The sequence below is a fragment of the Pantoea osteomyelitidis genome (genome assembly GCF_044342975.1).
Lineage (GTDB): Bacteria > Pseudomonadota > Gammaproteobacteria > Enterobacterales > Enterobacteriaceae > Pantoea > Pantoea osteomyelitidis.
In genome coordinates this window covers 173,155-198,227 of the sequence record NZ_JBGFSN010000008.1, presented here as the reverse complement: position 1 = coordinate 198,227, position 25,073 = coordinate 173,155, and the positions used below count along the sequence as shown (strand labels likewise).

22 protein-coding genes and 1 riboswitch are annotated in these 25,073 nt (G+C 57.1%); of the genes, 10 read left to right on the top strand and 12 right to left on the bottom strand.

The window, feature by feature from the left end; all coding sequences use genetic code 11:
• Window positions 1–5 precede the first annotated feature (5 nt).
• The gene (gene ilvC / locus ABU178_RS17690; RefSeq protein WP_397217343.1) at window positions 6–1,481 is read left to right on the top strand and encodes a ketol-acid reductoisomerase; all 1,476 of its coding nucleotides are present in this window, start codon (window positions 6–8) and stop codon (window positions 1,479–1,481) included.
• A 148-nt stretch (window positions 1,482–1,629) separates the two neighbouring features.
• On the opposite strand, the gene ABU178_RS17685 is transcribed toward ilvC, so the two are convergent.
• From ABU178_RS17685 to ABU178_RS17675, 3 genes are all read right to left on the bottom strand, one after another.
• Window positions 1,630–2,931, bottom strand: a complete 1,302-nt coding sequence (locus tag ABU178_RS17685) for an MFS transporter (protein ID WP_397217341.1) — start codon at window positions 2,929–2,931, stop codon at window positions 1,630–1,632.
• Window positions 2,932–3,224: 293 nt separating this feature from the next.
• Window positions 3,225–4,235, bottom strand: a complete 1,011-nt coding sequence (gene yhjD / locus ABU178_RS17680) for an inner membrane protein YhjD (RefSeq protein WP_397217339.1) — start codon at window positions 4,233–4,235, stop codon at window positions 3,225–3,227.
• 47 nt (window positions 4,236–4,282) lie between these two features.
• The gene (locus ABU178_RS17675) at window positions 4,283–5,182 is read right to left on the bottom strand and encodes a LysR family transcriptional regulator (RefSeq protein ID WP_397217337.1); all 900 of its coding nucleotides are present in this window, start codon (window positions 5,180–5,182) and stop codon (window positions 4,283–4,285) included.
• A gap of 115 nt (window positions 5,183–5,297) precedes the next feature.
• On the opposite strand from ABU178_RS17675, the gene ABU178_RS17670 reads away from it, so the two are divergent.
• Complete coding sequence (locus tag ABU178_RS17670) at window positions 5,298–6,056, top strand: SDR family NAD(P)-dependent oxidoreductase (RefSeq protein WP_397217335.1); 759 nt, start codon at window positions 5,298–5,300, stop codon at window positions 6,054–6,056.
• 30 nt (window positions 6,057–6,086) lie between these two features.
• Here the strand turns inward: ABU178_RS17670 and ABU178_RS17665 are convergent, their stop codons facing one another.
• The gene (locus tag ABU178_RS17665; RefSeq protein WP_397217333.1) at window positions 6,087–6,941 is read right to left on the bottom strand and encodes a PhzF family phenazine biosynthesis protein; all 855 of its coding nucleotides are present in this window, start codon (window positions 6,939–6,941) and stop codon (window positions 6,087–6,089) included.
• A 106-nt stretch (window positions 6,942–7,047) separates the two neighbouring features.
• Between ABU178_RS17665 and ABU178_RS17660 the strand changes: the two genes are divergently transcribed.
• Window positions 7,048–7,671 carry a glutathione S-transferase family protein gene (locus tag ABU178_RS17660; protein WP_397217331.1) on the top strand — a complete coding sequence of 208 codons (624 nt, stop codon included), beginning with the start codon at window positions 7,048–7,050 and terminating at the stop codon, window positions 7,669–7,671.
• Here the strand turns inward: ABU178_RS17660 and ABU178_RS17655 are convergent.
• A complete protein-coding gene (locus tag ABU178_RS17655; protein WP_397217329.1) occupies window positions 7,638–9,134 on the bottom strand; it encodes a PLP-dependent aminotransferase family protein in 1,497 nt (498 codons plus the stop codon). The genes ABU178_RS17660 and ABU178_RS17655 overlap by 34 nt on opposite strands.
• Window positions 9,135–9,270: 136 nt before the next feature.
• On the opposite strand from ABU178_RS17655, the gene ABU178_RS17650 reads away from it, so the two are divergent.
• Window positions 9,271–9,852 (top strand): LysE family translocator, encoded by a 582-nt coding sequence (locus ABU178_RS17650; RefSeq protein WP_397217327.1) that lies wholly within the window; start codon window positions 9,271–9,273, stop codon window positions 9,850–9,852.
• Window positions 9,853–9,894: 42 nt separating this feature from the next.
• On the opposite strand, the gene ABU178_RS17645 is transcribed toward ABU178_RS17650, so the two are convergent.
• The 4 genes from ABU178_RS17645 to ABU178_RS17630 form a co-directional block, all read right to left on the bottom strand.
• The gene (locus ABU178_RS17645) at window positions 9,895–12,267 is read right to left on the bottom strand and encodes a phosphoketolase (protein WP_397217326.1); all 2,373 of its coding nucleotides are present in this window, start codon (window positions 12,265–12,267) and stop codon (window positions 9,895–9,897) included.
• 173 nt (window positions 12,268–12,440) lie between these two features.
• On the bottom strand, window positions 12,441–14,054 hold the full coding sequence (gene mqo / locus ABU178_RS17640; protein ID WP_397217325.1) for a malate dehydrogenase (quinone): 1,614 nt from the start codon (window positions 14,052–14,054) through the stop codon (window positions 12,441–12,443).
• Between the two features lie 508 nt (window positions 14,055–14,562).
• Entirely contained in the window at window positions 14,563–14,961 is a 399-nt protein-coding gene (locus ABU178_RS17635; protein WP_397217323.1) for a YgiW/YdeI family stress tolerance OB fold protein, read from the bottom strand.
• A 67-nt stretch (window positions 14,962–15,028) separates the two neighbouring features.
• A complete protein-coding gene (locus ABU178_RS17630; protein WP_397217321.1) occupies window positions 15,029–15,271 on the bottom strand; it encodes a DUF1158 domain-containing protein in 243 nt (80 codons plus the stop codon).
• Window positions 15,272–15,614: 343 nt separating this feature from the next.
• Between ABU178_RS17630 and mntP the strand changes: the two genes are divergently transcribed.
• From mntP to ABU178_RS17610, 4 genes are all read left to right on the top strand, one after another.
• Window positions 15,615–16,187 carry a manganese efflux pump MntP gene (gene mntP, locus ABU178_RS17625; RefSeq protein ID WP_397217320.1) on the top strand — a complete coding sequence of 191 codons (573 nt, stop codon included), beginning with the start codon at window positions 15,615–15,617 and terminating at the stop codon, window positions 16,185–16,187.
• Between the two features lie 387 nt (window positions 16,188–16,574).
• Window positions 16,575–17,411 (top strand): fumarylacetoacetate hydrolase family protein, encoded by an 837-nt coding sequence (locus tag ABU178_RS17620; RefSeq protein WP_397217318.1) that lies wholly within the window; start codon window positions 16,575–16,577, stop codon window positions 17,409–17,411.
• 119 nt (window positions 17,412–17,530) lie between these two features.
• A complete protein-coding gene (locus ABU178_RS17615) occupies window positions 17,531–18,451 on the top strand; it encodes an alpha/beta fold hydrolase (RefSeq protein WP_397217316.1) in 921 nt (306 codons plus the stop codon).
• Window positions 18,444–19,832 (top strand): hypothetical protein, encoded by a 1,389-nt coding sequence (locus ABU178_RS17610; protein WP_397217314.1) that lies wholly within the window; start codon window positions 18,444–18,446, stop codon window positions 19,830–19,832. Before ABU178_RS17615 ends, ABU178_RS17610 begins: the two co-directional genes overlap by 8 nt.
• Before the next feature lie 60 nt (window positions 19,833–19,892).
• On the opposite strand, the gene ABU178_RS17605 is transcribed toward ABU178_RS17610, so the two are convergent.
• Complete coding sequence (locus ABU178_RS17605) at window positions 19,893–21,248, bottom strand: MFS transporter (RefSeq protein WP_397217312.1); 1,356 nt, start codon at window positions 21,246–21,248, stop codon at window positions 19,893–19,895.
• A 171-nt stretch (window positions 21,249–21,419) separates the two neighbouring features.
• Window positions 21,420–22,322 carry a GntR family transcriptional regulator gene (locus tag ABU178_RS17600; RefSeq protein ID WP_397217310.1) on the bottom strand — a complete coding sequence of 301 codons (903 nt, stop codon included), beginning with the start codon at window positions 22,320–22,322 and terminating at the stop codon, window positions 21,420–21,422.
• Between the two features lie 136 nt (window positions 22,323–22,458).
• Here ABU178_RS17600 and ABU178_RS17595 point away from each other — a divergent pair, with 136 nt between their 5' ends.
• A complete protein-coding gene (locus ABU178_RS17595; RefSeq protein ID WP_397217308.1) occupies window positions 22,459–23,487 on the top strand; it encodes a zinc-binding alcohol dehydrogenase family protein in 1,029 nt (342 codons plus the stop codon).
• On the opposite strand, the gene ABU178_RS17590 is transcribed toward ABU178_RS17595, so the two are convergent.
• On the bottom strand, window positions 23,484–24,401 hold the full coding sequence (locus ABU178_RS17590; protein ID WP_397217306.1) for a nucleoside hydrolase: 918 nt from the start codon (window positions 24,399–24,401) through the stop codon (window positions 23,484–23,486). The two genes, ABU178_RS17595 and ABU178_RS17590, sit on opposite strands and share 4 nt — an antisense overlap.
• A gap of 80 nt (window positions 24,402–24,481) precedes the next feature.
• A riboswitch (Fluoride riboswitch) is annotated at window positions 24,482–24,549 on the top strand.
• An 84-nt stretch (window positions 24,550–24,633) separates the two neighbouring features.
• Here ABU178_RS17590 and crcB point away from each other — a divergent pair.
• Window positions 24,634–25,011 (top strand): fluoride efflux transporter CrcB, encoded by a 378-nt coding sequence (gene crcB / locus ABU178_RS17585; RefSeq protein ID WP_397217304.1) that lies wholly within the window; start codon window positions 24,634–24,636, stop codon window positions 25,009–25,011.
• Window positions 25,012–25,073: the final 62 nt, after the last annotated feature.

Genomic DNA, 25,073 nt, shown 5'->3' with positions numbered 1-25,073 from the left:
TACCCATGGCTAACTATTTCAACACGTTAAATCTGCGCAATCAGCTGGCGCAGTTAGGCAAATGTCGTTTTATGGCGCGCGACGAGTTCGCGGATGGCGCCAGCTTTCTGAAAGGTAAAAAAGTCGTCATCGTTGGCTGTGGTGCTCAGGGCCTGAACCAGGGTCTGAACATGCGCGATTCCGGTCTGGATGTCTCTTATGCTCTGCGAGCAGAAGCGATTGCCGAGAAACGTGCCTCGTGGCGCAAAGCGACCGATAACGGTTTCAAAGTAGGCACTTATGAAGAGCTGATCCCGCAGGCGGATCTGGTCGTGAACCTGACGCCTGACAAGCAGCACTCCGCCGTGGTGCAGGCAGTACAGCCGCTGATGAAAGATGGCGCGGCACTGGGCTATTCGCACGGTTTCAACATCGTTGAAGTGGGCGAAACCATCCGTAAAGATATCACCGTAGTGATGGTGGCGCCGAAATGTCCGGGCACCGAAGTACGTGAAGAGTACAAGCGTGGTTTCGGCGTGCCGACGCTGATCGCCGTGCATCCGGAAAACGATCCCAAAGGCGAAGGCATGGCAATCGCCAAAGCCTGGGCGGCAGCAACTGGCGGTCATCGTGCGGGCGTGCTGGAGTCCTCCTTCGTGGCGGAAGTAAAATCTGACCTGATGGGCGAGCAGACTATTCTGTGCGGTATGCTGCAGGCCGGTTCGCTGCTCTGCTTTGATAAGCTGGTGGCGGAAGGCGCCGATCCGGCCTATGCCGAGAAGCTGATTCAGTTCGGCTGGGAAACCATCACCGAATCCCTGAAGTTTGGCGGCATCACCCTGATGATGGATCGTCTCTCCAACCCGGCGAAACTGCGCGCTTATGCGCTCTCCGAGCAGCTGAAAACCATTATGGCGCCGCTGTTCCAGAAGCATATGGATGACATCATCTCCGGCGAGTTCTCTTCCGGCATGATGTCTGACTGGGCCAACGATGACAAAAACCTGCTGACCTGGCGTGAAGAGACCGGCAAAACCGCTTTCGAAACCGCGCCGCAGTTTGAAGGCAAAATCGAAGAGCAGGAGTACTACGATCAGGGCGTGGTGATGGTGGCGATGGTGAAAGCGGGCGTTGAGCTGGCGTTTGAAACCATGGTAGATGCGGGCATTATCGAAGAGTCCGCCTACTACGAATCGCTGCATGAGCTGCCGCTGATTGCCAACACCATCGCGCGTAAGCGTCTGTATGAGATGAACGTGGTGATCTCCGATACCGCTGAGTACGGCAACTATCTGTTCTCCTTCGCCGCCGTACCGCTGCTGGAAGAGTTCATGACCAAACTGCAGCCGGGCGATCTGGGCAAGCCGGTAGCCGGCACCGCCGTAGACAACGCGCAGCTGCGTGAAGTGAACGAAGCGATCCGCAACCATCCGATTGAAGCGGTAGGCCGCAAGCTGCGTGGCTACATGACCGATATGAAGCGTATCGCTGTCGCGGGCTAATCGCGCCGACCACAATTTTCAGCGTTGAGACCCCGGCCATGCCGGGGTTTTTTTATGGCTGAATTATGGATATAAAAAAACCCGGCGTCATGGCCGGGTTTCATTAAGATTCGGGCAATCAGGCTTCGTAGAGCGTCTGATGACGTGTCTATTTACAGGCGATCAGCGCAATCAGCGTCAGTACCGCCATCGCTGCCAGGTAGTAACCCACCGCATACAGGCCGTAGTTGCTGTTCAGCCAGGTGGCGATATAAGGCGCAACTGAGGCGCCGAGAATTGACGACAGGTTATAGGAAAACGAGGCGCCGGTATAACGCACTTCGGTCGGGAACAGCTCCGGCAGCAGCGCGCCCATCGGGCCGAACGTCAGGCCCATAATGCTCAGACCCAGCAGCAGGAAGCTCATCACCAGCGCCTGCGAGCCGGAACCCAGCATCGCCGGGAACAGAAACGAAAAGAGGATAATCAGCAGCGTAATGGTGATCATGGTTTTACGACGACCAAAACGGTCCGCCAGCAAACCGGCAATGGGCACCATCACGCCAAAGCCAATCACCGCCACCATCAGCATCCACAGGAAGCTGTTGCGCGAATAGCCAAGGCCCGCTGGCTCAGCGGCGGTGCCGTAGCTCATTGAGTAAACGGTCATGATGTAGAACAGCGTATAAGTTGCCAGCATGATAAAGGTGCCCAGCACGGTAGCGAGCAGATGCTTGCTCAGCAGGGTGCCGATAGGCATACGCACCTGCTTCTTATCCTTCTGCACTTTGGCGAATACCGGGCTTTCGTGCAGCGTAACGCGCACATACAGACCCACCAGCACCAGAACGGCGGAAAGAATAAAGGGTACGCGCCAGCCCCAGTCCATAAACTGCTCATCGGTCAGCAGCCAGGAGAGCAGCAGAAAGGTGCCGTTAGCAAAGAAAAAGCCGATTGGCGCGCCAAGTTGCGGAAAGGATCCGTATAATGCGCGCTTCTTCGCCGGGGCGTTTTCCGTCGCCAGCAGCGCCGCGCCGCCCCATTCGCCGCCCAGACCCAGCCCCTGACCAAAACGCGCCAGCGCCAGCAGCAGCGGAGCAAACACGCCGATAGAGGCATAGCCTGGCAGCAGGCCAATCACCACCGTTGAGATACCCATCGTCAACAGCGAGGCGACCAGCGTGGCTTTACGACCGATGCGATCGCCAAAGTGTCCAAACACGGCGGAGCCAATCGGGCGCGCCACAAAGGCGATGGCGAAAGTGGCCAGCGACTGTAGCGTCGCGACGGTAGCATCACCCTGCGGAAAGAAAATGTGCGGGAAAACAATCACCGCGGCAGTGGCATAGATATAGAAATCGAAGAATTCGATGGCGGTGCCGACAAGCGATGCCACAACCACTTTACCGCGCGAGTTAACGGGGATGTCGTCGTGCTTTTTGTCGATGGTTTCTGTGATAGAGGCTTGCATAACTGTTTCTTATTTGTAAATTGAGACAAAGAATCTTACGCACCTGCACAGCGCCATTCAATGGTGAAAACCCGCGTCAGAACGGGCTTTATCGCCGGAAAAGAGGATAATTTTTGCCTGCGTTGCTTTATCGGGCAATGGCAGGGTGAAGCGGCCCTTTTATGGCGTGATCCACTAAGAAAGGGCCGAAGAAAAGTTACCCCTCAGGGTTTCATCCTGCATTTTGCGCGAAATTTACCCGGAAAGAGAAATTTTCCGCTGCCTGTTAACATTGTTACATCCTGTGTGAGCGATCAACGCTCACGGGCATGGCCCCGATCCGGCATCCTTGGGTCGTCCTTGTACTTCGCGGTGGCGATCCAGGCGGCGCAGAATAGCGTCAGACGGGCGAAAAAGTAGAAAAACGCCATCAGACCGAGCACTGAGCCAAAGGCTGCGCCTGACGGCGAGCTGGCCAGCTTCGGCAGGGTCAGCGTCATGACAAACTTAATCACCTCAAAGCCTATCGCCGCCAGCAGCGTGCCGCGCAGCAGCGCTTTCTTATGCGGTTTATGGCGTGGCAATATCCAGAAAATCCACAGAAACAGCAGATAGTTGGCGAAAATGGAGATCGAGAGGGCAATCACCGTCATCGCCGGACGCAGCCACTCAATGCCATTCAGTCCCAGCGCGGTCACGATGGCGTCCTGCGCGGCCCCCGCCACGGAGGTGAGCGACAGGGTAATAATCAGCGCCAGCATCAGCCCAATCAGCGAGATAAAATCGCGGAAATATTTACGCCAGACCTTTTCCTTGTCATCGGGTTTGCGTTCCCAGACGTCGCGCGACTGCGCCCGCACCGCCTCGCGCAGGTTCCCCATCCAGTTCAGGCCGGAGTAAAGCGCCAGCAGCAGACCGGTGATCCCCACCGTGGCGCGCTGCTGGATCGCGGTATTCACGGTGTTTTTCAGCGTGGTCGCCAGCGTGGGATCACTGATGCTGCTGACGATTTTGTTGATCAGCTCACCCAGTAGATCCTGATTGGATGCCAGCACAAAACCCACGCCCGCAAAAGAGACCATCAAAATCGGGATCAGAGAAAGAAAAGAAAAGTAGGTAATTGCCGCGCCGAACTGGCTGCCGAGGCGATCGTTAAAGCGTTCCAGCGCGCGCAGGAAATGCGCTACCGCCGGGATAGCCTGAAACCAGGCGGCAAAGCGCGACACGCGCGTGATCGAGCGATCCACCGTGGCGTTGCCGGTTTTGATATCAATAAGCGGCTTCTGCTCCTGTTCAGCCGCCTGCTGTTGCTGTTTATCCGTCATCAAACGTCTGTGTCCCGTTAATCTTAAATTCTCAGTATAGCCCCCGCTCAGCTTACGTACTCCTTCATCACCTGACTCAGCCACTCCATAAAAACGCGTACGCGGCGCGCCACATTGCGGCGGTGCGGATAAAGCAGCGAAACCGGCATCGGCTGCGCGGGGAAGTGATGCAGCACTTCGACCAGCTGACCTGACTCCAGCAGCGGCTGAATGCCCACCGCCGGCACCTGAATAATACCCAGCCCGGCGATGCAGGCAGCGCGATAGGTGTCGGTACTGTTTACCGTCACCACGCCGCCGGTCTGCACATAATGGCGCTGTTTGCCGTCAAAATATTCAAAGCCTGACGACGGCTGCCCCAGCTGCTGGGTGTAATGCACCATCGCATGCTGTGACAGCTCTTCCAGCCGGGTCGGCATGCCGAAGCGGGAAAGGTAGCCGGGGCTGGCGCAGTTAATCAACGGGAGTTGGCCTAATCTACGCGCGATAAGGCCGGAATCTTTCAGCTCGCCCACGCGAATTACGCAGTCGAAGCCTTCGCGGATCACATCAACCTGACGATCGCTGCTGCTCAGCTCAATCTCAACGCCGGGGTAGTGTTGCAAAAATTGTGGCAGCCTGGGCAGAACAAAGCCGGTTGCCATCGCCACCGACATATCCACGCGCAGCTTTCCGCTGAGCGTGGCGGGATCGTGTTGAAACAGACAGTCCATTTCCTCCAGCATCGACAGCAGGTCCAGACAGCGATCGTAATAAACCAGACCATCCTGCGTCAGCTGTACGCGACGCGTGGTGCGATGTAGCAAACGCGTACCCATCTGATTTTCCAGCGCCTGCAACTGACGCGATACGCTGCCTTTCGGCAGCCCCAGGCTCTCAGCTGCCCTGGTGAAACTGCCCATTTCCGCGACTCTGACAAACACCTGCATTGCGTGAATTTTATCCATGTTGTTCACCGATTGTTGTTTTAACTGAAACAGTGAAGCGCATTTCTCTCTGTTTATAGATCAATTCCTGTGGAATAACCTTAACACGTGTACAATTTTGCAACAGGAACCAAACATGAATCGTAAAATTGCGTTGATTACCGGCGGGAGTCGCGGTTTAGGCCGCAATGCAGCGTTAAAACTCACTAAAAAAGGGTGCGATATCATTCTGACTTACCGCAGTCAGGCGGAAGAGGCGCAGACGGTGATTCAGGAGATCGAGGCGCTTGGCGGCCGTGGCGTGGCGCTACAGCTGGATGTCGGTGCCAGCAGCGAGTTTGATGCTTTTGTTGCCAGAGTAAAATCCGAACTGCAAAAAATGTGGCAGTGCGACAGCTTTGATTATTTATTAAACAATGCTGGTGTTGGCCTGCATAAGCCCTTTGCTGAAACCACGGAAGCGGATTTTGACAATCTGATGAATATCCATCTGAAAGGACCTTTCTTCCTGACGCAAAAGCTGCTGCCCACTATCGCTGACGGCGGAAGTATCCTGAATGTCTCCAGCGGGCTGGCGCGCTTCACGCTTCCGGGCGCAGGAACCTATGCGGCGATGAAAGGCGCGATGGAAGTGCTGACGCGCTACCAGGCGAAGGAGCTGGGCAAGCGCGGCATTCGCGTTAACGTCATTGCGCCGGGCGCGATTGAAACCGATTTTAGCGGCGGCATCGTGCGCGACAACGCCGAAACCAATGCCTGGGTCGCGTCGCAAACTGCGCTGGGAAGGGCGGGGTTGCCGGATGATATCGGCAATGCCATTGCCATGCTGCTGAGCGATGAGAGCGGCTGGATTAACGGCCAGCGCATCGAGGCCTCGGGCGGCATGTTCCTCTGACTATAACGGGGCATCACGCCCCGTTCTTGTTTACAGCGCGATGGTGCCGTCGATTACCGTCACGGTATTGCCGCCAATCCAGATCGTCTCGCCCTCAAAGCTTACCTGCACGCGGCCATTGCGCTGTAGCGCGGTGCCCTGTCGGGCAAGATAGTTTTGCTGCTGGCCCAGTGAGGCAAAATAGCGCGCCAGACAGGCGTTGGCGCTGCCGGTCACCGGATCTTCCGTCAGGCTGCCGTTTTCTACCAGCAAGCCGCGCACCTCGTACTGCTCCGCCGATCCGCCCGGCAGCGGACCAAACGGCATTACGCCGTTGACGCCGGCATGTTTCATCAGGCGCGCCAGATCGCTGACCTCAGGGGTGATCGCCAGCACCTCCGCGGCGCTCTGCATCGGCACCAGCAGCCAGCGAATGCCCATATCGGCGACGGTGGCGGTTTGCGCAGCATCAAAGGCGTCGCTGTTCAGCGCGCTGCCGAGCAGCGCATCGCTGAAGGGCGTCAGGGAGGCGGGCGGCGCGGCAAACGCCAGCGCGCCCTGCGCCGCGATCTTCACCCTGACCAGGCCAACGCCGCACTCCTGCACGATTTGCCCTGGCGTTTTTAACGGCCATCCCGCTTCCAGCAGCGCGTGAGCCGTGCCGAGCGTGGGATGCCCGGCGAAGGGCAGCTCGCCATCAACGGTAAAAATGCGTACGCGGTAGTCCGCCTGCGCATCCGTAGCAGGCAGCACAAAAGTGGTTTCAGAAAGATTGGTCCAGCGGGCGATCGCCGCCAGCTGCGCATCGCTTAATCCCTGCGCATCCATAATCACCGCCAGCGGATTGCCGTTGAACGGAGCTGAAGCAAACACATCCACTTGTTTAAAGGCAACGGTTTTGGTCATGGTATCCTCTCAGATCGGGAAAAAACAGATTGTTATATGAACTATTGCGCGTGTCGCTTAACAGGGTTATGAATAGCGAAAGGATCCAGGAACAGGAGCCAAAACAATGCTGAAAATCCTTGGACGCGCTTCCTCTATTAACGTGCGAAAAGTGCTGTGGCTGTGTGAAGAACTGGATCTCGCTTTCCGGCGTGAGGATTGGGGCGAAGGATTTAAATCGACCCATTCGCCCGAATTTATGACGCTTAACCCCAACGCGATGGTGCCGGTGATTCAGGATGACGGCCTTGTGCTGTGGGAGTCGAATGCCATCCTGCGCTATCTCGCCAATGCCTATGCCGGCGACTGGCTCTATCCGGAACATGCCCGCACGCGTGCGCCCATCGATCAGTGGATGGACTGGCAGTCCACCGAGCTGAACACCTCGTGGCGCTATGCCTTTATGTCGCTGGTGCGCAACTCCCCGGCGCATCAGGATGCGCGCCTGCTGGCCGCCGCCTGCAAAGGCTGGGCGCATACCATGGGCATCCTTAACCAGCAACTGGAAAAGACCGGGCGCTATGTGGTCGGACGCAACTTCACCCTGGCGGATATCCCCATCGGGCTGGCGGTGAATCGCTGGTATGAAACGCCGCTGGAGCATCCCGATTACCCGGCGGTGCGCACCTATTATGAACGTCTCACCGAGCGTCATGGTTACACCATCTGGGGACGCAACGGCACCCCCTGATCGAGCGCCGCCATGCCTGGCGGCAGGCCGGTGATTTCGCAGGCCAGCGCGCCGGTGCGCTTCAGGGCATAGGTGTAACGTTCGTTAAACGGATAGCAGCAAGAGAGGCGCAGCGCATGATTGTAGCGATCGCTCAGCGAGTAGAGCGCGCCGGGCGTGACGCAAATCTGCTCCTGCAACAGCCGATGAAACATCTGCACCGTATTCACCTCGCCGGGCAGCTCGACCCAAAAAACAAAACCGCCTTTCGGCAGGGTTGCGCGCGTGCCCTGCGGAAAATGGCGCGCAATAATGCCGCGCGCCTCATCCAGATTGGCGGCATAGCGACGGCGCAGGCTGCGCAGATGGTGATCGTAACCGCCGCTGGCGAGGAATTCCGCCAGGGTTTCCGAGAGCAGCATCGATTCCGCCATCGACGACACCGCTTTCAGACGCGCAACGGCGTCGTGGAAGCGGCCCGCAGCAATCCAGCCGACGCGAAAATCGGGTGCCACGGTTTTGGTGAAGCTGGTGCAGTAGAGCACCCAGCCTTGTTCGTCGAAAGCTTTTACTGCCGGTGAGAGCGGCCAGTCGAACTGTAGTTCATCATAAAGTCCATCTTCCAGCAGCGGAATCTGGTAGCGATTAACCAGCTTCGCCAGCCGCTTCTTATTCTCCAGCGGCATACTGCAACCCAGCGGATTCTGCACGCCCGGCATCGCCACCAGCGCCTGAATGCGCTTCTCCTGCAACAGCATCTCCAGCGCATCCAGCGACAGTCCGTTTTGCGGATCGGTGGGGATTTCCAGCGCCTTCAGGCCGAGCGATGCCAGTAGCGGAAACAGAAAAAAGTAGGTGGGCGACTCCAGCCCCACACAGTCGCCGGGCTTCGTCACGGCGCGCAGCGCCAGCTGTAGCGCCTCCATGCAGCCGTGCGTCAGGGTAATCTCCTGCGAAGTCAGCGACATACCGGCATGCAGCGCGCGATTGGCGATCGCCTCCCGTAAGCGCTCACTGCCTGGCGGAAGCGCATAGCGGCCAATGATTTGCGGATTACGCCGCAACAGCGAGGCGGTAATCCGGCTGAGCTTCACGGCGGGATAAAGCTCGCTGTCCTGCGGACAGGCCAGAGAAATATTGATGTAGTCAGGATGATTCTGGGCAGCAAACACGCTGTCGATGAGATCGCGCTTTTCGTTGCTCGGATCCGTAACGCGCGGGCGATGCCTGGCGGTGCGCGTAACGGCAGGCAGCACGCCGCGCACGTAGTAGCCCGACTGTGGCCTGGCCTCAATCAGCCCCCGATCCTCCAGCAGTCGCCAGGCGTTCAGCACTGTGTTCACGCTTACCTGGTGCGATTGCGCCACGCGCCGAATCGCAGGCAGTCGTTTGCCGGGTTTCAGCGTGCCCTGATGGATGGCGTCAGCAAAGCTGTCGGCCAGCTGCTGATAGAGTGTCTGTTCCGGCGAAGAGATGATGGACACAAAAGCCCCCTGACCTGATGAGCACAATTACGTTATTTATAAACTGTACTCATTACAATAGTGATTTTGTGTCACTGTTACCATAGTTATTCTCGCTTTACTATGATGCCATTGCTCACTCTTCAGGAAAGTCATCATGCTCGATCCTTCGTTCTTCAGCTACGTCACCGTGATGTCGATTACACCCGGTCCGAATAACCTGCTGCTGGCGACCTCCGGCGTGAACTTCGGCTTTAAACGCACCTTGCCGATGGTGTTCGGCATTATGCTGGGCTGCGGGGCGCAGACCGTACTGGCGGGCATGGCGCTTGATGTGCTGCTGAGCTGGATGGCGTCGATCAGATTGCCGTTAACGGTGGCGGGATGCGCTTACCTGCTCTGGCTCTCCTGGAAGCTGTTCCGGGCGGGCGCGCCGGAGATGCGCGGCAAGGCGCAGCCGATGACGCTGCTGGGCGGCGCCTGTTTTCAGGCGATCAATCCGAAAGCCTGGCTGATGGCCACCAATGTGGCGCTGCTCTATAGCGTCCACAGCGGCGTGCTGGCGGTAATGTTCGGCTTTATGGCGATGAACCTGCCCTGCATTCTGGCCTGGGCTGCGCTGGGCGATCGTCTGGGCAGCCATCTGCAAATTCCCTGGAAACGCCAGATGTTTAACAGCGTGATGGCGCTGTCGCTGGTGGTGACAACAGGCTGGATGCTGTTTGAAGCGGTAAGGTAAAACAGTGGGGCCTTCCTGCACAGCGGCAGGAAGGCCAGGGGTTTATTCCGGCGCGCCCGGTGCGGTTTGCGACGGCCATTTCCAACCGCGAACTTCCGGCAGATCCTCGCCATACTCGCGCACGTAGCGATGATGCTCAGCGATGCGTTCCTGCAAATCGTCAAGCAGCTCGCCATGCCGATCCGCCAGACCCGGTATATGCAGAATCGCCGCCTGCGCCAGATGATAGCGATCCAGCTCATTCAGCACCGTCATATCGAAAGGCGTGGTGGTGGTGCCTTCTTCATTAAATCCGTGCACATGGAAGTTGCGATAGTTTTTACGCTGGTAGGCGAGGCGGTGAATCAGCGTAGGATAGCCGTGGAAAGCGAAAATCACCGGCTTGTCTTCAGTAAACAGCGCGTCAAATTCCGCATCAGATTTGCCGTGCGGATGCTGCTCCTGCGTCTGCAACGCCATTAAATCCACCACGTTCACCACGCGAATACGCAGGTCCGGCAGATAGCCGCGCAGCAGATCCACCGCCGCCAGCGCTTCCATTGTCGGCACGTCACCGGCGCAGGCTATCACCACATCCGGCGCTTCGCCTTGCTTACAGGTGCCTGCCCAGCGCCATTCGCCCATGCCCGCTTCGCAATGGGCAATGGCGCTCTCCATATCCAGCCACTGCGGCGACGGCTGCTTACCGGCGACGATCACGTTGATGCGGTCCCAGGTACGTAAACAGTGGTCACCAACCCAGAGCAGGGTATTGGCATCGGGCGGCAGGTAAATGCGCACAATGTCCGCTTTCTTGTTGGCGACATGATCGATAAAGCCGGGATCCTGGTGACTGTAACCGTTGTGATCCTGACGCCAGACGTGCGATGAAAGCAGATAGTTTAGTGATGAGATCGGCTTACGCCAGCCCAGCTTGCGCGTCACCTTCAGCCATTTGGCGTGCTGGTTAAACATCGAATCCACAATATGGATAAAGGCTTCATAGCAGTTGAACAGGCCATGGCGACCGGTAAGCAGATAGCCCTCCAGCCAGCCCTGACACTGATGTTCGCTGAGAATTTCCATCACGCGGCCATCCACCGCCAGCTGCTCATCATAAGGTTCCAGCCGCTCCTGCCAGGTGCGGTTGGTAACGTCGAATACCGGCGTCAGGCGGTTTGAAGCCGTTTCGTCGGGTCCGAACAAGCGGAAATTATCCTGATTAAGCTGAAAAATGGCGCTGAGATAACGGCCCAGCTGTTCGGTCGCCTGCCCCTGAGCCTCGCCAGGTGCACTGACCTCCAGCGCGAAATCGCGAATATCGGGCGTGTTAAGCTCCCGACGCAGCAGACCGCCGTTAGCCCAGGGGCTGGCCCCCATGCGCTTATCGCCCTTGGGCGCCAGTTCGCGCAGTTCCGGCATCAGGCGGCCATTTTCATCGAAAAGATCGTCCGGCTGGTAGCTGCGCATCCACTGTTCAAGGATTTGACGATGTCCGTCATCTTCACGACAGGCGGACACCGGCACCTGATGCGCGCGCCAGAATCCTTCCACTTTTTTGCCATCCACGGTTTGCGGCCCGGTCCAGCCTTTCGGGCTGCGCAGAATAATCATCGGCCAGCGCGGAATGCCGTCGGGCTTACCGCCCTGGCGCACATGGCGTTGATAAGCGGCGATCTTATCGAAGGCATTATCCAGCGTTTCCGCCATCTGAGCGTGCATCGCCTGCGGCTCATCGCCGCTGACAAACAGCGGTTCATAGCCGTAGCCGCTGAACAACTGCTGTAAATCCTCGTCGCTGGCGCGTCCCAGAATCGTCGGGTTGGCGATTTTGTAACCGTTCAGATGCAGGATAGGCAACACGGCGCCGTCGCGCTGCGGATTGAGAAACTTAATGCCGTGCCAACTGGCTGCCAGCGGGCCGGTCTCCGCTTCACCATCGCCGATCACGCAGGGCACCACCAAATCGGGGTTATCAAAGGCGGCGCCAAACGCGTGTGAAAGCGCATAGCCCAGCTCGCCCCCTTCGTTGATCGATCCCGGCGTTTCCGGTGCTGCGTGGCTGGGAATGCCGCCGGGAAAAGAGAACTGTTTAAACAGACGCTGCATGCCTGCGGCATCTTCACTGATATGCGGATAAATTTCACTGTAGCTGCCCTCCAGCCAGGTGTTCGCCACCATGCCTGGCCCGCCGTGGCCGGGACCGCAAATATAAATCAAATTCAGGTCGCGCTGGCGGATGATACGGTTCAGGTGGGCGTAGATAAAATTCAGGCCGGGCGTGGTGCCCCAGTGTCCCAGCAGGCGCGGCTTAATGTGTTCGGGCTTCAGGGGTTCGCGCAGCAGCGGGTTGTCCATCAGGTAGATCTGTCCAACCGACAGATAGTTGGCGGCGCGCCAGTAGCGGTCGAGCAAGCTCAGGTCGTGGCTGGTCATCAGGGTTCCTCCGGTTGCAGTGCCAGGGTTCCGCACGACGGCTTCGCTGCCGCGCAGTAAAAACAGTCTTAATAACCCTAATAGAGAAACGCCCAGTCAACCAGGATTGACTTTTCAGGCCTGGAAAGAAAAAAGGCCCCGCATTGCGGAGCCTTTTTGCCAGAATCACGACGTTACTTTCCCACCACGTGCGCCGTTTCACGCGCTTCATCGTTGGCGGCCATCGGCGTCACCGGCGCATAGTCGAGATGCAGGATGCGGCTGGTTTCGGCCAACACCTTCTCGGTGGCGGCGACGTCGCCGTTCAGCTTGCGGCCCCAGGAAGGGATGATGGCTTTAATCTTGGTCTGCCACTCTGGCGACGCCATCTGCTCAGGAAAGACTTTGCGCATCAGCTCCAGCATGATCGGCGCAGCGGTAGAGGCGCCCGGCGAAGCGCCGAGCAGGGCAGAGATGGATCCATCTTCAGAGGTTACCACTTCGGTGCCCAGGCGCAGCACGCCGCCCTGCTGTTCATCTTTCTTGATAATCTGCACGCGCTGACCAGCAGTGACCAGACGCCAGTCTTCCTGCTTCGCCTGCGGTACATAGTTGCGCAGCGCTTCCATCCGATCGCCGTCATTCTGCAACACCTGATCCACCAGATATTTCACCAAATCGAAGTTTTTCAGACCGACATGCATCATCGGCATGAAATTCGAAGTGGTCATCGAGCCGAACATATCCATCAGCGAGCCTTGCTTCAGGAATCGGGTCGAGAAGGTAGCGAACGGACCGAACAGCAGCACCTGCTTGCCATCCAGCATGCGCGTATCAATATGCGGCACCGACATCGGCGGCGCGCCGACCGAAGCTTTGCCATAGACCTTCGCCATATGGCGCTTCACCACGTCGGGATTTTCCGTCACCAGGAAGGAGCCGCCCACCGGGAAACCGGCATAATTTTTCGCTTCCGGGATGCCGGACTTTTGCAGCAGCGTCAGCGCTGCGCCGCCTGCGCCGATAAACAGGGTGCGGGCAGTGAGCGTGCGCGTGGTGCCCTGAGCCAGACAGAGCAGGGTAACCTGCCAGCGACCATCGCTCAGGCGCTTGATGTCACGCACTTCCTGACGGGTGCAGAGGCGGAAGTTGGGTTTCTTCTCCAGCGAGGCGATCAGCTGACGCGTCACCTCACCGAAATTCACGTCGGTGCCGATTTCAGTACGGGTCGCGGCCACTTTCTGTTTGCCATCGCGGCCATTCATTACCAGCGGGATCCACTCGGCAATTTCCTGCGGATCTTCTGAATAGGCCATACCGCGAAACAGCGTGCTTTTCTGCAGGGCATGATAGCGTTTACGCAGAAAATCGACATTGTCGTCGCCCCAGACGAAGCTCATGTGCGGTGTGCTGTTGATAAAGCTTTTCGGGTTGTGCAGGTTGCCTTTTTGCACCTGATACGCCCAAAACTGGCGGGAGACCTGGAATGACTCGTTGATCGCCACCGCTTTAGTGATGTCGATGCTGCCGTCCGCTTTTTGCGGCGTGTAGTTCAGCTCGGCCAGCGCCGAGTGGCCGGTACCGGCATTGTTCCAGCCGTTCGACGACTCTTCTGCCACCGCATCCAGACGCTCAACCATCTCAATGGTCCAGTCCGGCTCCAGATCCTGAAGATACGTGCCCAGCGTGGCGCTCATTACGCCTGCGCCGATAAGCAGTACATCGACCTCTTTTCTCTCCTGAACGCTCGCTTTATCCATGCCAATGGCACTCATCGCGAGCGCAAGATTTACAGCTGATTTGCACATGAGGCGTCATCTCCTCTTTTGTTGACCTGAAGCCAACAGGTTTGCAGGCGAAACAGTCACGCTTCTGCTGAGCGCGTTGCGCTATTTCTCAAAGGTTAAGGAAAATCAGGTTAAACCACGCGGTATAACGGGTTAACTGCACGTTATGCTTTGGCTATCGAATATAACATTCTCAGATTGGATTTAAACATTTGTTTATTTTTTAAATGCCGAAATGATTCAGCATAAGAATTAATCATCTTCGCCCGCGCAGCATAAGAGATTTTTTACCGGCAACTCAGCGGGTTATCGGAGATATATGTTGTGGCAATGTGTAGTTCTGGTGTGGAGGAGGGAAAAGCGCAGAAATTCAGTGAATTTTATAAGTGGATGAATTTTATGGTTTCATATTAGCATGGAATAGTTTTTGAATTTTATGTTGCGCAATGTTTCGCCAGTGTGTGTAAATGTATTGTTACATTAATGTGATAAAAAAGACGCCAGCTGCTGTCTGACGCCCTGTAAGCCATTACATTTGGTTCAGCTTGTTCACCTGAACGCTCTGTTCACCTTTTGACTTCACCAGCCGACCGCGCACCGATACCAGTTCGTCTGGTTTCACTTCCTGGCCTTTCCAGGCTTTATCATCAATTTGCAGGCGCACCGTGCCGGTTTTATCGCGTAGCAGATAACTTTTTTCGCCTGTCTGACGAAGAATATTGCCCATCAGCGATACCGGCGTGCCGTCCGGCAGTCCGGCCAGCTTGTTGACCGCCGTGGTATCCTGTAAATCGGTCACGGCGCGGTAGCCTGCTGTTTGATCTTCTGGCGCGGGCGCTTTGCCTTCCTGCTTAAATCCGCCGTTTTCTGCCGCCAGCAGCGGTGCGCAGAGCAGCGCCATCGTCAGCGCCAGTATGCTCTTTTTCATCTCGCCTCTCCTCGTTCTGTTACCTGCATTAAGCCTGGCACAGCTAAAGAAGCTTGCGAACACGGACTCAGGCCTGGAACCAGCGTCGCCAGACAAAGCGAATAACAAAGAATTCAATGGTGCCCAGCAGTAAAAACCAGATGCAAAAAACGATGGTATAGAGCTGATTCAGATCCTGAATATGCAGTGTCGCCATAATCGCTTTGGTTAGCGTCACGCTGAAAGCCGGGGCGGGCAGCAGCAGGGCAGATAAAAAGCTAAGCAGTAAAATGCCACCGGGAATAACCAGGGTTTCAAAAGGATTTTTCATTATCAGTGTTTCCGGAACAACGTGGCGTGCATTCTCCGGCAAACGGCGTTGAGGTTCAATGCTGGCGGCGGGCTGGTCTGCGCGTGGTTTTCTGGCTATTTGATGCAATAAAGTCCCGCTTTATGGCGGGACTATTTCGGGTTTTCCTTTTTATTCCATCGACTTAGAGAGATTCTTAGCCAGTATCATATAATATAGCCTTTGCTATACTTAAATCCCTGATTTTACTGTCTTTTTATCGCCGGAAATGCGTGATAGACTGCGCGCACTTTTTCATTACTGAACAATAAATACGGCGAAAGCAGGCTTATGTCAGCATAGAAAGCGCCGGCGGTACAAAACCATGACCTTTATTGCAACCTTGATTCTGGCCTTAGGCATGTCGATGGACGCCTTCGCCGCTGCGCTCGGCAAAGGCGCGGCGCTGCATCGTCCCGGCTTCAGGGAAGCGCTGCGTACCGGCCTGATTTTCGGCTGTATTGAAATGCTGACGCCGCTGGTTGGCTGGGCTATCGGCCTGGCGGCAAGCCGCTACGTCATGGCGTGGGATCACTGGGTCGCCTTTATCCTGCTGGCGTTTCTGGGCGGCCGTATGATGATGGAAGGATTTCGACAGACGGCGGAAATCCCCTGTGAGGCGCCGCAGCAGCATGGCTTTATGGTGTTGGCGACGACGGCGTTAGCCACCAGTCTTGATGCGCTGGCGGTAGGCGTCGGACTGGCGTTTCTGCAGGTCAACATCGTGATGACCGCGATTACCATCGGCGCGGCAACGACCGTGATGGCTACAACCGGCGTGCTGGTTGGCCGCTTTATCGGGCCGGTGTTGGGTAAGTGGGCGGAAGTGTTAGGCGGTCTGGTACTGATAGCGATTGGCTGCACGATTCTGACAGAACATCTGGGTCTCTTCCGTTAAGGTTTGCCCTTCTCCGCCAGAAAATTGTTGTTTTTGTGATCTGAATCAAAATTTATTGCCCGAAAAACGCGCGGAAGTTATACTTTCGTTGTGTTTCTTCAACAAATTTTACATCAGGTCCATTATGAAAAAATTATTCAGCTACGTGTTTCGTTCTTATGTTGAAACTTTCAAACACGTACCGCCGGGCGCGCTTAACTAATTACCCGTCTGACACCCTCGATAATCGCGGTCAGGGATCGACCGATGATTATCAAACCTTCTGTTTTGCGCTCATTCCCGCCATGCCCATCGCCGTACCGTCCCTATCTGAAAGAAAATCCTATCAATAGCCACGCCAGATTTTGTTACCCTGCACGGGAAATTTTCTAATAATAATGAGGCGTCATGCAGCTTTGTAGCTTTTATCTTCCGGACCAGCAGAGAAAAAGTTTCGGTATTGTGCAATCCACAGGCGTAACGGACCTGAGCCAGCGGCTCGGTGGACACTGTCCCGACCTGAAAACCTTTCTGCAAAACTCTTCGCTGGCCGATCTGGCTGCGTTTCAGGATAGCGCAACGGATTATCCTTTCAGCGCCATTCAACTGCTGCCGGTAATCGAAAATCCCGGCAAGATTTTCTGCGTTGGCATGAACTATGGCGATAAGCGTAAAGAGTTCGACCAGACCAGCGACGCCCCGACGCTGTTTATCCGCTTCGCCGATTCTCTGACCGGGCATGAAAGCGCGTTAAAAAAGCCTGTAACCACACAAGAGTTTGATTACGAAGGCGAGATGGCGGTGATCATCGGCAAAGCGGCGCACCGCGTGGCTGCTGCCGACGCGCTGGAATATGTGGCTGGCTACAGCTGTTTTATGGACGCCACGGTGCGCGATATGCAGTTCACCTGGTTTACCGCCGGAAAAAACTGGCCGGAAACCGGCGGCTTCGGTCCCTGGATGACCACTGCCGACGCGATTGGCGATCCCCAACAGCTTGAGATTCGAACTTTTCTGAATCAGCGCGAAGTGCAGCACGATAATACGCGCAATATGGTGCACTCGGTTGCCGCCATTATTGAGTATGTCTCCGCCTTCAGTCCGCTCGCGCCGGGTGACGTAATCATTACCGGTTCGCCGGGCGGCGTAGGTAAAAAGCGCCTGCCGCCGCTGTTTATGTTCCCTGGCGACGTGGTGGAAGTGGAGATTGAAAAAATCGGTCGACTGCGTAATGTGATTGGCTGAAGCGAGCTGCCGCCCGCCTGAACCCTGCTCCGCTTCGTGCGCCCGGTCACTTTGCTAATCAGGCGCAGTGCTTCCGTCGCGCCTACACTGATCAAAACAGGCGGAGAGAGGAGCGGCGAATGAAGCGATCGTCAACAGGTCATCCGGGACGTAACGGTGCGGTGGCGGCGGGCGTTGCCCTTGGCGTGGGCAGCACGCTGTGGGCAATAAAGCGTTGGCGGCAGCTGAAACAGACGCCGCCGGTCTCGCCGCACAGCCATCACGCCGGGCTGGCGGGCTATTATCAGCAGGTCGGGCCGTGGCGCATGTTTACCCGCATTACGCCGGAAGAGAAGCCTGGACTGCCGGTGGTGCTGGTGCATGGCCTGGTGCTGGCCGGACGGGCGATGGAGGATTTGGCGCTGGCGCTGGCGCGTGATTATAAAGTGCTGGTGCCGGATCTGCCGGGTTTCGGCGGCAGCGCGCTCTCCCGCTCCGAACCGGTGCTCAACGTTGATCAACTGGCCGATGCGCTCTGGATGTGGTTGCAGCAGAATAACCTGGCGCGTGCCGTCTGGGTCGCGAATGCCTTTGGCTGCCAGATCCTGGCGGCGCTGGCCGTGCGCCATCCTGAAGCGGTAGCGGGTCTGGTGCTGCAAGGGCCTACCGTGGATCGTCATGCCCGCTCAATGTCGCGTCAGATATGGCGCGAATGGCGCAATGGCAAGCAGGAAGCACAGCGTCCGACCGGGAAGCTCGCGCGCGTCGACTATGCCAAAGCGGGCCTGTGGCGCGCCTTCGGCACCCTGCAAGTAATGCTGCGCGACCGCATTGAACGGCGGCTGCCGCATATCACCGCGCCCACGCTGATTCTGCACGGCTCGCGCGATCTGGTTGCGCCTGCCCGCTGGGTTGAAGAGCTGGCCTCGCTGTTGCCCAATGGTGAACTGATGACGTTGTCCAATGGCACCCATACCCTGAATTATGTCTACCCCTGGAGTTTCTGTCGGGCGATTCGCCCCTTTGTGCAGCGTATTCAACAGGAGGCCAGCCATGAGTAAAGCGCCTAAGGGTATCGCACGTTTTGATTCCGCTGCCGCGATGCTGGCGGCGCTCGCTTCCGCGCTGCACGATCGTCCTTTCGACAGCCCCAGTCAGTCTCCTGTTTTTGATCGTCTGCTGCCTGCGCTGAATAAGCTGCCGACGCGCCTGCGCGAATGGGGCTACGCGGTGGGCGGCATGGCGGAAGGGATTAGCCTGAGCCGCGCCGGCGATCTTGATATAGAAGGGATTGCCGAGTGGATGGCGAATACTTATCCACAGCAGGAGTATCCGGCTGCGTTTATCGGCTCCTCAAACGGCGCGCTGACCCATCTGGCCGCCGCCATGGCGGTTCCCTGGCTGCCGCAAACTTTCCTTTGCCCGGTGCGTGCGCTACATAAAGATCCCGACGACGCGCTGGCAGCCTTTGAACGGGGCAAGCCGGTGGCGGATGCGCTGCTGGCCGCTTCCCCGCATCTGGCGGTGCACCATATGCAGGATCCCAATCAGGACCGGCTGATGCTCGACCAGATGAGTTCTTTTCATCTCAAGCAGCGTGGCCTGCCGCTGGCGTTCAACGAATTCCTGATGCGCTCGCTGCCGGAGGGGACAACGCTGTTCGTGAATAACTGCACGCTCCAGTGGCCGGTTACACGCACCACGAATCGCTCGTTTTACCAGTTTGGCACTACCGGCGGCGCGACCGAGCAGGAATATTTTCAGGGCGGTGCACGCGTCGCGGAGTATCTGGCGCGCTACGGCAGCAAGCGGGAGAAATGGGAGCCGCCTGCGGCGACCGACAGCGTGCCGGAAGCGGAATGGGGATTTGACGGTTATCTGCTGGCGCCGCTGAAAAAGCTGGCGAAGAGCCAGGGCTGGCGTCTGCTGGAGCTGCGTTACCGGGAACCGGAAGCGCTCAGCTATGTGGTAGCGGAAATCTATCGCGACTGGTATCTGTCGGCGGGCATTTTGCCGACACGGCTGGTAGTGGATAATTTCCTGCTGATGGATCCCTGGACCACCATGCATCAGCATGCGATACCGTTCTGGCTGCTTTTCTGCACCGAGCCTTCTGCCGCCGCGCTGCAACGTTTTCTCGAAAAACAGCCGCGCTTCCGCCATATCGATATGATGTTGTACTCCCACGGTACAGAGAGCATTGGCCTGGCGCCGATTGAACGCTGGCAACAGCTGCTGAATTACGCCAGCGAGGAGGGCGCGTTTGTCGGCGTGGATACCCAACGTTTCCCGCACGACTTTGCGACCTTAACCGGGTATGACAAAGCGCTGCGCGAGCGCGCGCCGCTGTTTAAGCCGCCGCCGCCGCTCAGCGTGGAAAAGGCGATCGACGGCATTCAGCGCTATGGCGCGAAATATGGCGTCTCGCTGATCGGCGATTAATCGGGTCAGGACGCGTGACGGCAGCAAACATGCAGTTTGCTGCCGTCAGGATCATGGCGGTTACGGCTGCGCGTCGGTAATAGGATTACGCACCAGGAACAGGTAGGCGAGTGCGCCGATTAAGGTGACGCCTGAGCAGATGATCAGCGCCAGGCTGAAGCTTTTCGTGGTATCCAACACCCAACCGGTGATCACCGGGGCGAAGGAGGCGAACACGAAGCTGGCGAAGTTCTGGATGCTGCCCACAGATGCGGTCATGCGGGCGGTCACGTTGGCATGGATCAGACCCCAGCAGGAGGTGCCGGCAAAGTGGATACAGAACAGCGCCATGCCGATCAGGGTCACCGCGCTAGTGGTGTTATCCGCGCGTGACACGATGGCGGTAAACGCCGCCGACAGCAGCATGCCGGTCACAATACAGACTTTGCGGGTTTTCACCGCGTCGCGTCCGCGACGCACCAGCGCATCCACCACATAGCCGTTCAGCAGCATACCCGCCGCGCCGAACAGGAACGGAATGGCGGCCAGCAGACCGGTGCTTTTCAGATCAAGATGATAGGTTGATTGCAGATAACCCGGCAGCCAGGCGATATAGAGCCAGGCAGTATAGTTAATGCCGCTGAAGCCGATCATCATGCCCCACATGGTGCGCTGTTTAAACAGGCCGCGCCATTCGGCAAAGCTAATCGGTTCCCTGCGCGATGCCACGCTGCCTGCCTGCAGGTAATGGATCTCTTCGGCGCTCAGCTTATTGTTATCGCGATCGCGATAAAGCATATACCAGCCGATAGCGAGAAACATGCCGAGCACGCCGATGGTGACAAACATGCCGCGCCAGCCCATCGCCAGCATCAGGGCGGCCAGAATCGGCGGGCTGATAGAGAGACCAATCATCGAGGCGGCATTAAACATCCCCATCGGCATACCGCGATCTTTGATGTTGAACCAGTCATTAATGACCTTCACCCCGCACGGGTTCATCGGCGCTTCGCCAATACCAAGGCCGATACGCACCAGAATAAACTGGGTAAAGTTATGGATCAGGCCGGAGAGCGCCTGAAACAGCGACCAGAAAAACATGCCGATGGCCAGCATGATGCGCGGGCCTTTGCGATCCAGCAGCGCGCCGCACGGCAGCTGCGCCAGACCGTAAGCAAGGGAAAAGGCAGACAACAGAAAGCCGATTTCTGTGGCGCTCAGGCCCAGCTCTTCGCGAATGGTCATATTAGCGACCGAGAGGGAGCTGCGGTCGAGGTAGTTGATAATGGCGGCGAACAGCAGCAGCAACATGGCTGTAATCTGAACTTTCCGGATGCGCGGCGAGCGCATCACATCACCGCGAGCGGGAACATAGTCATTGCTTCCCGGTGGCGTGGTCGACGAATTGTCGCGACCGGTAACCGTCGTGTTTTGCATTGCAACCTCCCGGAGCAGGGCCGTTATCTTGTGATGAGCTTCAGCAATAACGCGGCAGCGAAAGATATGCTCGCGTGTATGGTTGTCGAGACTAGAAGCAACCAGAGAGGTTGTTACAAAGATGTTTCTGAATCGTGCGGGAGCTAATGCTTTGCGGTTTTTTATCGGTTTTTAATTGTACTGGCTGATGGATCGCACCATGGAAGATTTCGCCGTCGCCAGATGATTATGTAATGCACAGAGCGCATCCACGTCCTGGCGACCGATTAATGCGGTCAGAATCGCCATATGCTCCTCCAGCGCAACGATATTGCGCTGTTTCAGATCGTTCTCGTCCCATTGATAGTGCGAATGAAAAATAACGGAAATGATCTCCAGGGATTGGTTGAAAAAGGGATTGTTGGCGGCGGAAAGGATCAGCGAATGCATCTCTTTATCCAGCGCGGCGAAGCGACGATAGTCGCTGGCGATGGTATCGCGCATTTTACGATGGCGATCGAGCAGATCGCGCGCCCGTATCCAGCGTTCATCGCTGGTGGGCAGATTGAGAAAGCGGTTCAGCGCATGCGTTTCCAGCATTTCACGCAGCTCAAACAGCTTTTCTGCATAATCCTGAGTGAATTTTTTCATGCGCCACTGGCCGCGCTTCACCTGTTCCAGCAGGTTATAGCGCATAAAGCGCAGCAGAAATTCACGTACCACCACCGGGCTCACTTTTACCTGCTGCGCCAGCTGCAGTTCGCTGAAGGTATCGCCCGGCGTCAGTTGCCGCTGGTTGATCAGATGAAAAAAAGCGTGCTCAAACAGCGCGGCCTGTTGTTCAATCGGAGGCGTGAGCGTAGTGAAGCCATCTTCCGAGGTGGGGTCGCGCACAATAACGTATGTCTCGCCGACTTTTTCCAGAACGCCGCGCTGATGAAGATACTGCAGCGTATGGCGCACCGTGGTGCGGCTGATGTTAAACATCTCCGCCAGCGCGGCCTGGGGCGGCAGCGGCGAACGGATATGGCGCTGGCTTATGCCTTCCAGCATCTGATTGGTCACGTTCTGACGCAGATTCTGACTTCGGCTCATTTTGCTCTCCGGTTTTTTATGCATTAAAAACCATACAGAGCCCAAAAAAATCGCTTCGCCTCACAGATCGCGGCGCCGGTTTGCTCTCCTCATCACATTTTCGTCATAACAGCGGAAAGAGCAGAGGAGAATAGCCATGACAACCATGAAAACCCTTACCCTTGCCGAACCACGACACATGGTCTGGCAAACGCGCAATAAACCGACGCCGGCGGCCAACGAAGCGTTGATAAAAATCGTGACGGCCGGCATTTGCGGCACCGATATCCACGCCTGGGCAGGCAATCAGCCTTTTTTCAGCTATCCGCGCGTGCTGGGTCATGAGCTGTGCGGCGAAGTGGTGGAGCTGGGCGCTGCGGCAACTGGCTTTCAGCCGGGGCAACGTGTCGCGCTGATCCCTTATCTCTCCTGTCAGCGTTGTGATGCCTGCCTGAGCGGAAAAACCAACTGCTGCGAAAATATTTCGGTTATTGGTGTTCATCAGGATGGTGGCTTTTGCGGCTATCTCAGCGTGCCGGTGAGCAATTTGCTGGCGGTGGATGACCTGCCGCCGGAAGCGGCTGCGCTGATTGAGCCTTTCGCCATCAGCGCCCATGCGGTGCGCCGCGCCGCAGTGGGCGCAGGTGAGCATGTGCTGGTTGTGGGAGCCGGACCCATTGGTTTAGGCGTCGCGGCGATCGCGGCGGCGGCTGGCGCAACGGTGGTGGTGGCCGATACCAGCGAAACCCGTGGCGGGCATGTCAGGCAAAAGCTCGGACTGACGGCGTTGAACCCGGCTGATGCCGGATTTGACGGCGCGTTACGTGAACAATTCAACGGCAGGCTGGCGGCGAAAATCATCGACGCCACCGGCAACCCTGGCGCGATGAACAATGCCGTCAACCTGTTGCGCCATGGCGGCACCATGGTGTTTGTGGGGCTGCATAAGGGCGACCTGGTGATCCCGGACAGTGAATTCCATAAGAAAGAGACCACGCTGATGGGCAGTCGCAACGCGACGCGTGAGGATTTCGATCGGGTGCGCCAGTTAATGGCTGACGGAAAGCTGCGCGCCGATATGATGTTTAATCAGCGTTTCGATTTTTCTTCTCTTGCCGAAACCTTTGAGCCGCAGGTCATCAACAACCCGCAGCTGATAAAAGGGGTGATCGACTTCAGCCGTTAAGCTTGCAGCGTGGCGAAAAAATGCGCGCGCACGGCTTCTGCATCAACGCCCAGACAGAGCGTCTGCGCGCGGCATCCGGCGAACGGGTTTTCCCGCGAGGCGAGAGAGGTCACACGACGCACGGTTTGCCCACGGCTAATGCCCTCGGTAATCACGCGTACCGGCGCATTCACCACCTGAAACGCATCGGGCTGGCAGAGGTAAGAAAGGGTTAAGGTGTCATGCAGCGCCATGCCGTTAAACCCCTCTTTTTGCTGGCTGTGCGCCAGATAAAGACGACAAATGGCGCTCAGCACCGGCTGGTTCAGCTGGCACACCTCTTTACCGGTAATCAGCACTTTATGAGTAACGTCCAGCGGCAGTATCACCACCGGCAGCATGGAAGCGAGCACCTGATCGGCAGCGTGGGGATCTTTCCAGATATTGAACTCGCTGAAGGGCGTTACGTTGCCCGCATGCCCGTCAGTACCAAAAGCGCCGCCCATCATCACCAACTCTTTCACCAGCGGAATAATATCGGGCGCCTGATTAATGGCGCTGGCGATATTGGTCAGCGGGCCGATGGCGACCAGCGTAATCTCATGCGGCTGCGCCCGTACGCTGTCGATAATAAACTGCACCGCGCCGGGCGCGCTGTCGCTCCAGCTATTCTCAAAGGCATCGCCCAGGCCATCCTCGCCGTGCAGTTTGGCGGGCGACGTCGCGGCAAGCGCCAGCGGCCGTGAGCAACCGCGATAAACGGGCGCATCAATCGCCATTTTATCGCAAAACAACCGCGCATTTTTCACCGCCTGGCCGACCTCAACGTTGCCGAACACGGTGGTGATACCGAGAATATTTTGCGTACGGGCCGCACAGGCGAGAGCAAAGGCGTCATCTACGCCGATATCGGTATCAAAAATCAGGGTACGCATAGAGATCTCCGGAATCAGATAAATGATAAGCGCGCCCGGCTGCCGCCGGTTGTCTCAGGTTATAAAGCAGGCTATTATCAGGCGCTTAAGGTGATGGCGTACCACCTTTCCCAACCGCCGACTTGCGGCTGATGACGCCTGACATAACCCTTAATCCTTGCGCGGGAGCGGGCGGAGTGTCAGGTATCTCTCTTTCCTGCCCGCGGCTCTGCGCACTTTCTGGAGCTGAATCATGTTGAAATCTTTACTGGCTGTGATGCTGGGCGGTGCCCTGGGCTGCACGCTGCGCTGGCTTTTATCGCTGCGCTTTAATGCCCTGTTTCCCAACCTGCCACCGGGCACGCTGCTGGTCAACCTGCTGGGGGGATTTATCATCGGGGCAGCCATCGCCTGGTTTGCGAAAAATCCCCATATTGATGCTGCCTGGAAGCTGTTAATCGTCACCGGTCTGTGCGGCGGACTCACCACCTTTTCCACCTTTTCCGCGGAGATTGTGCTGCTGCTGCAATCGGGAAAATATCTTTGGGCGATGGGCAGCGTGCTGCTGCATGTTACCGGATCGCTGCTGATGACCTTTCTGGGTTTCGCGTTGGTTAATGCGCTGAGTTAACAGCGCCAATCCCCTTGCGTTACTTCTTGAGAAGCAGGCGCTGAGGCGTTGGGGCTGCACTC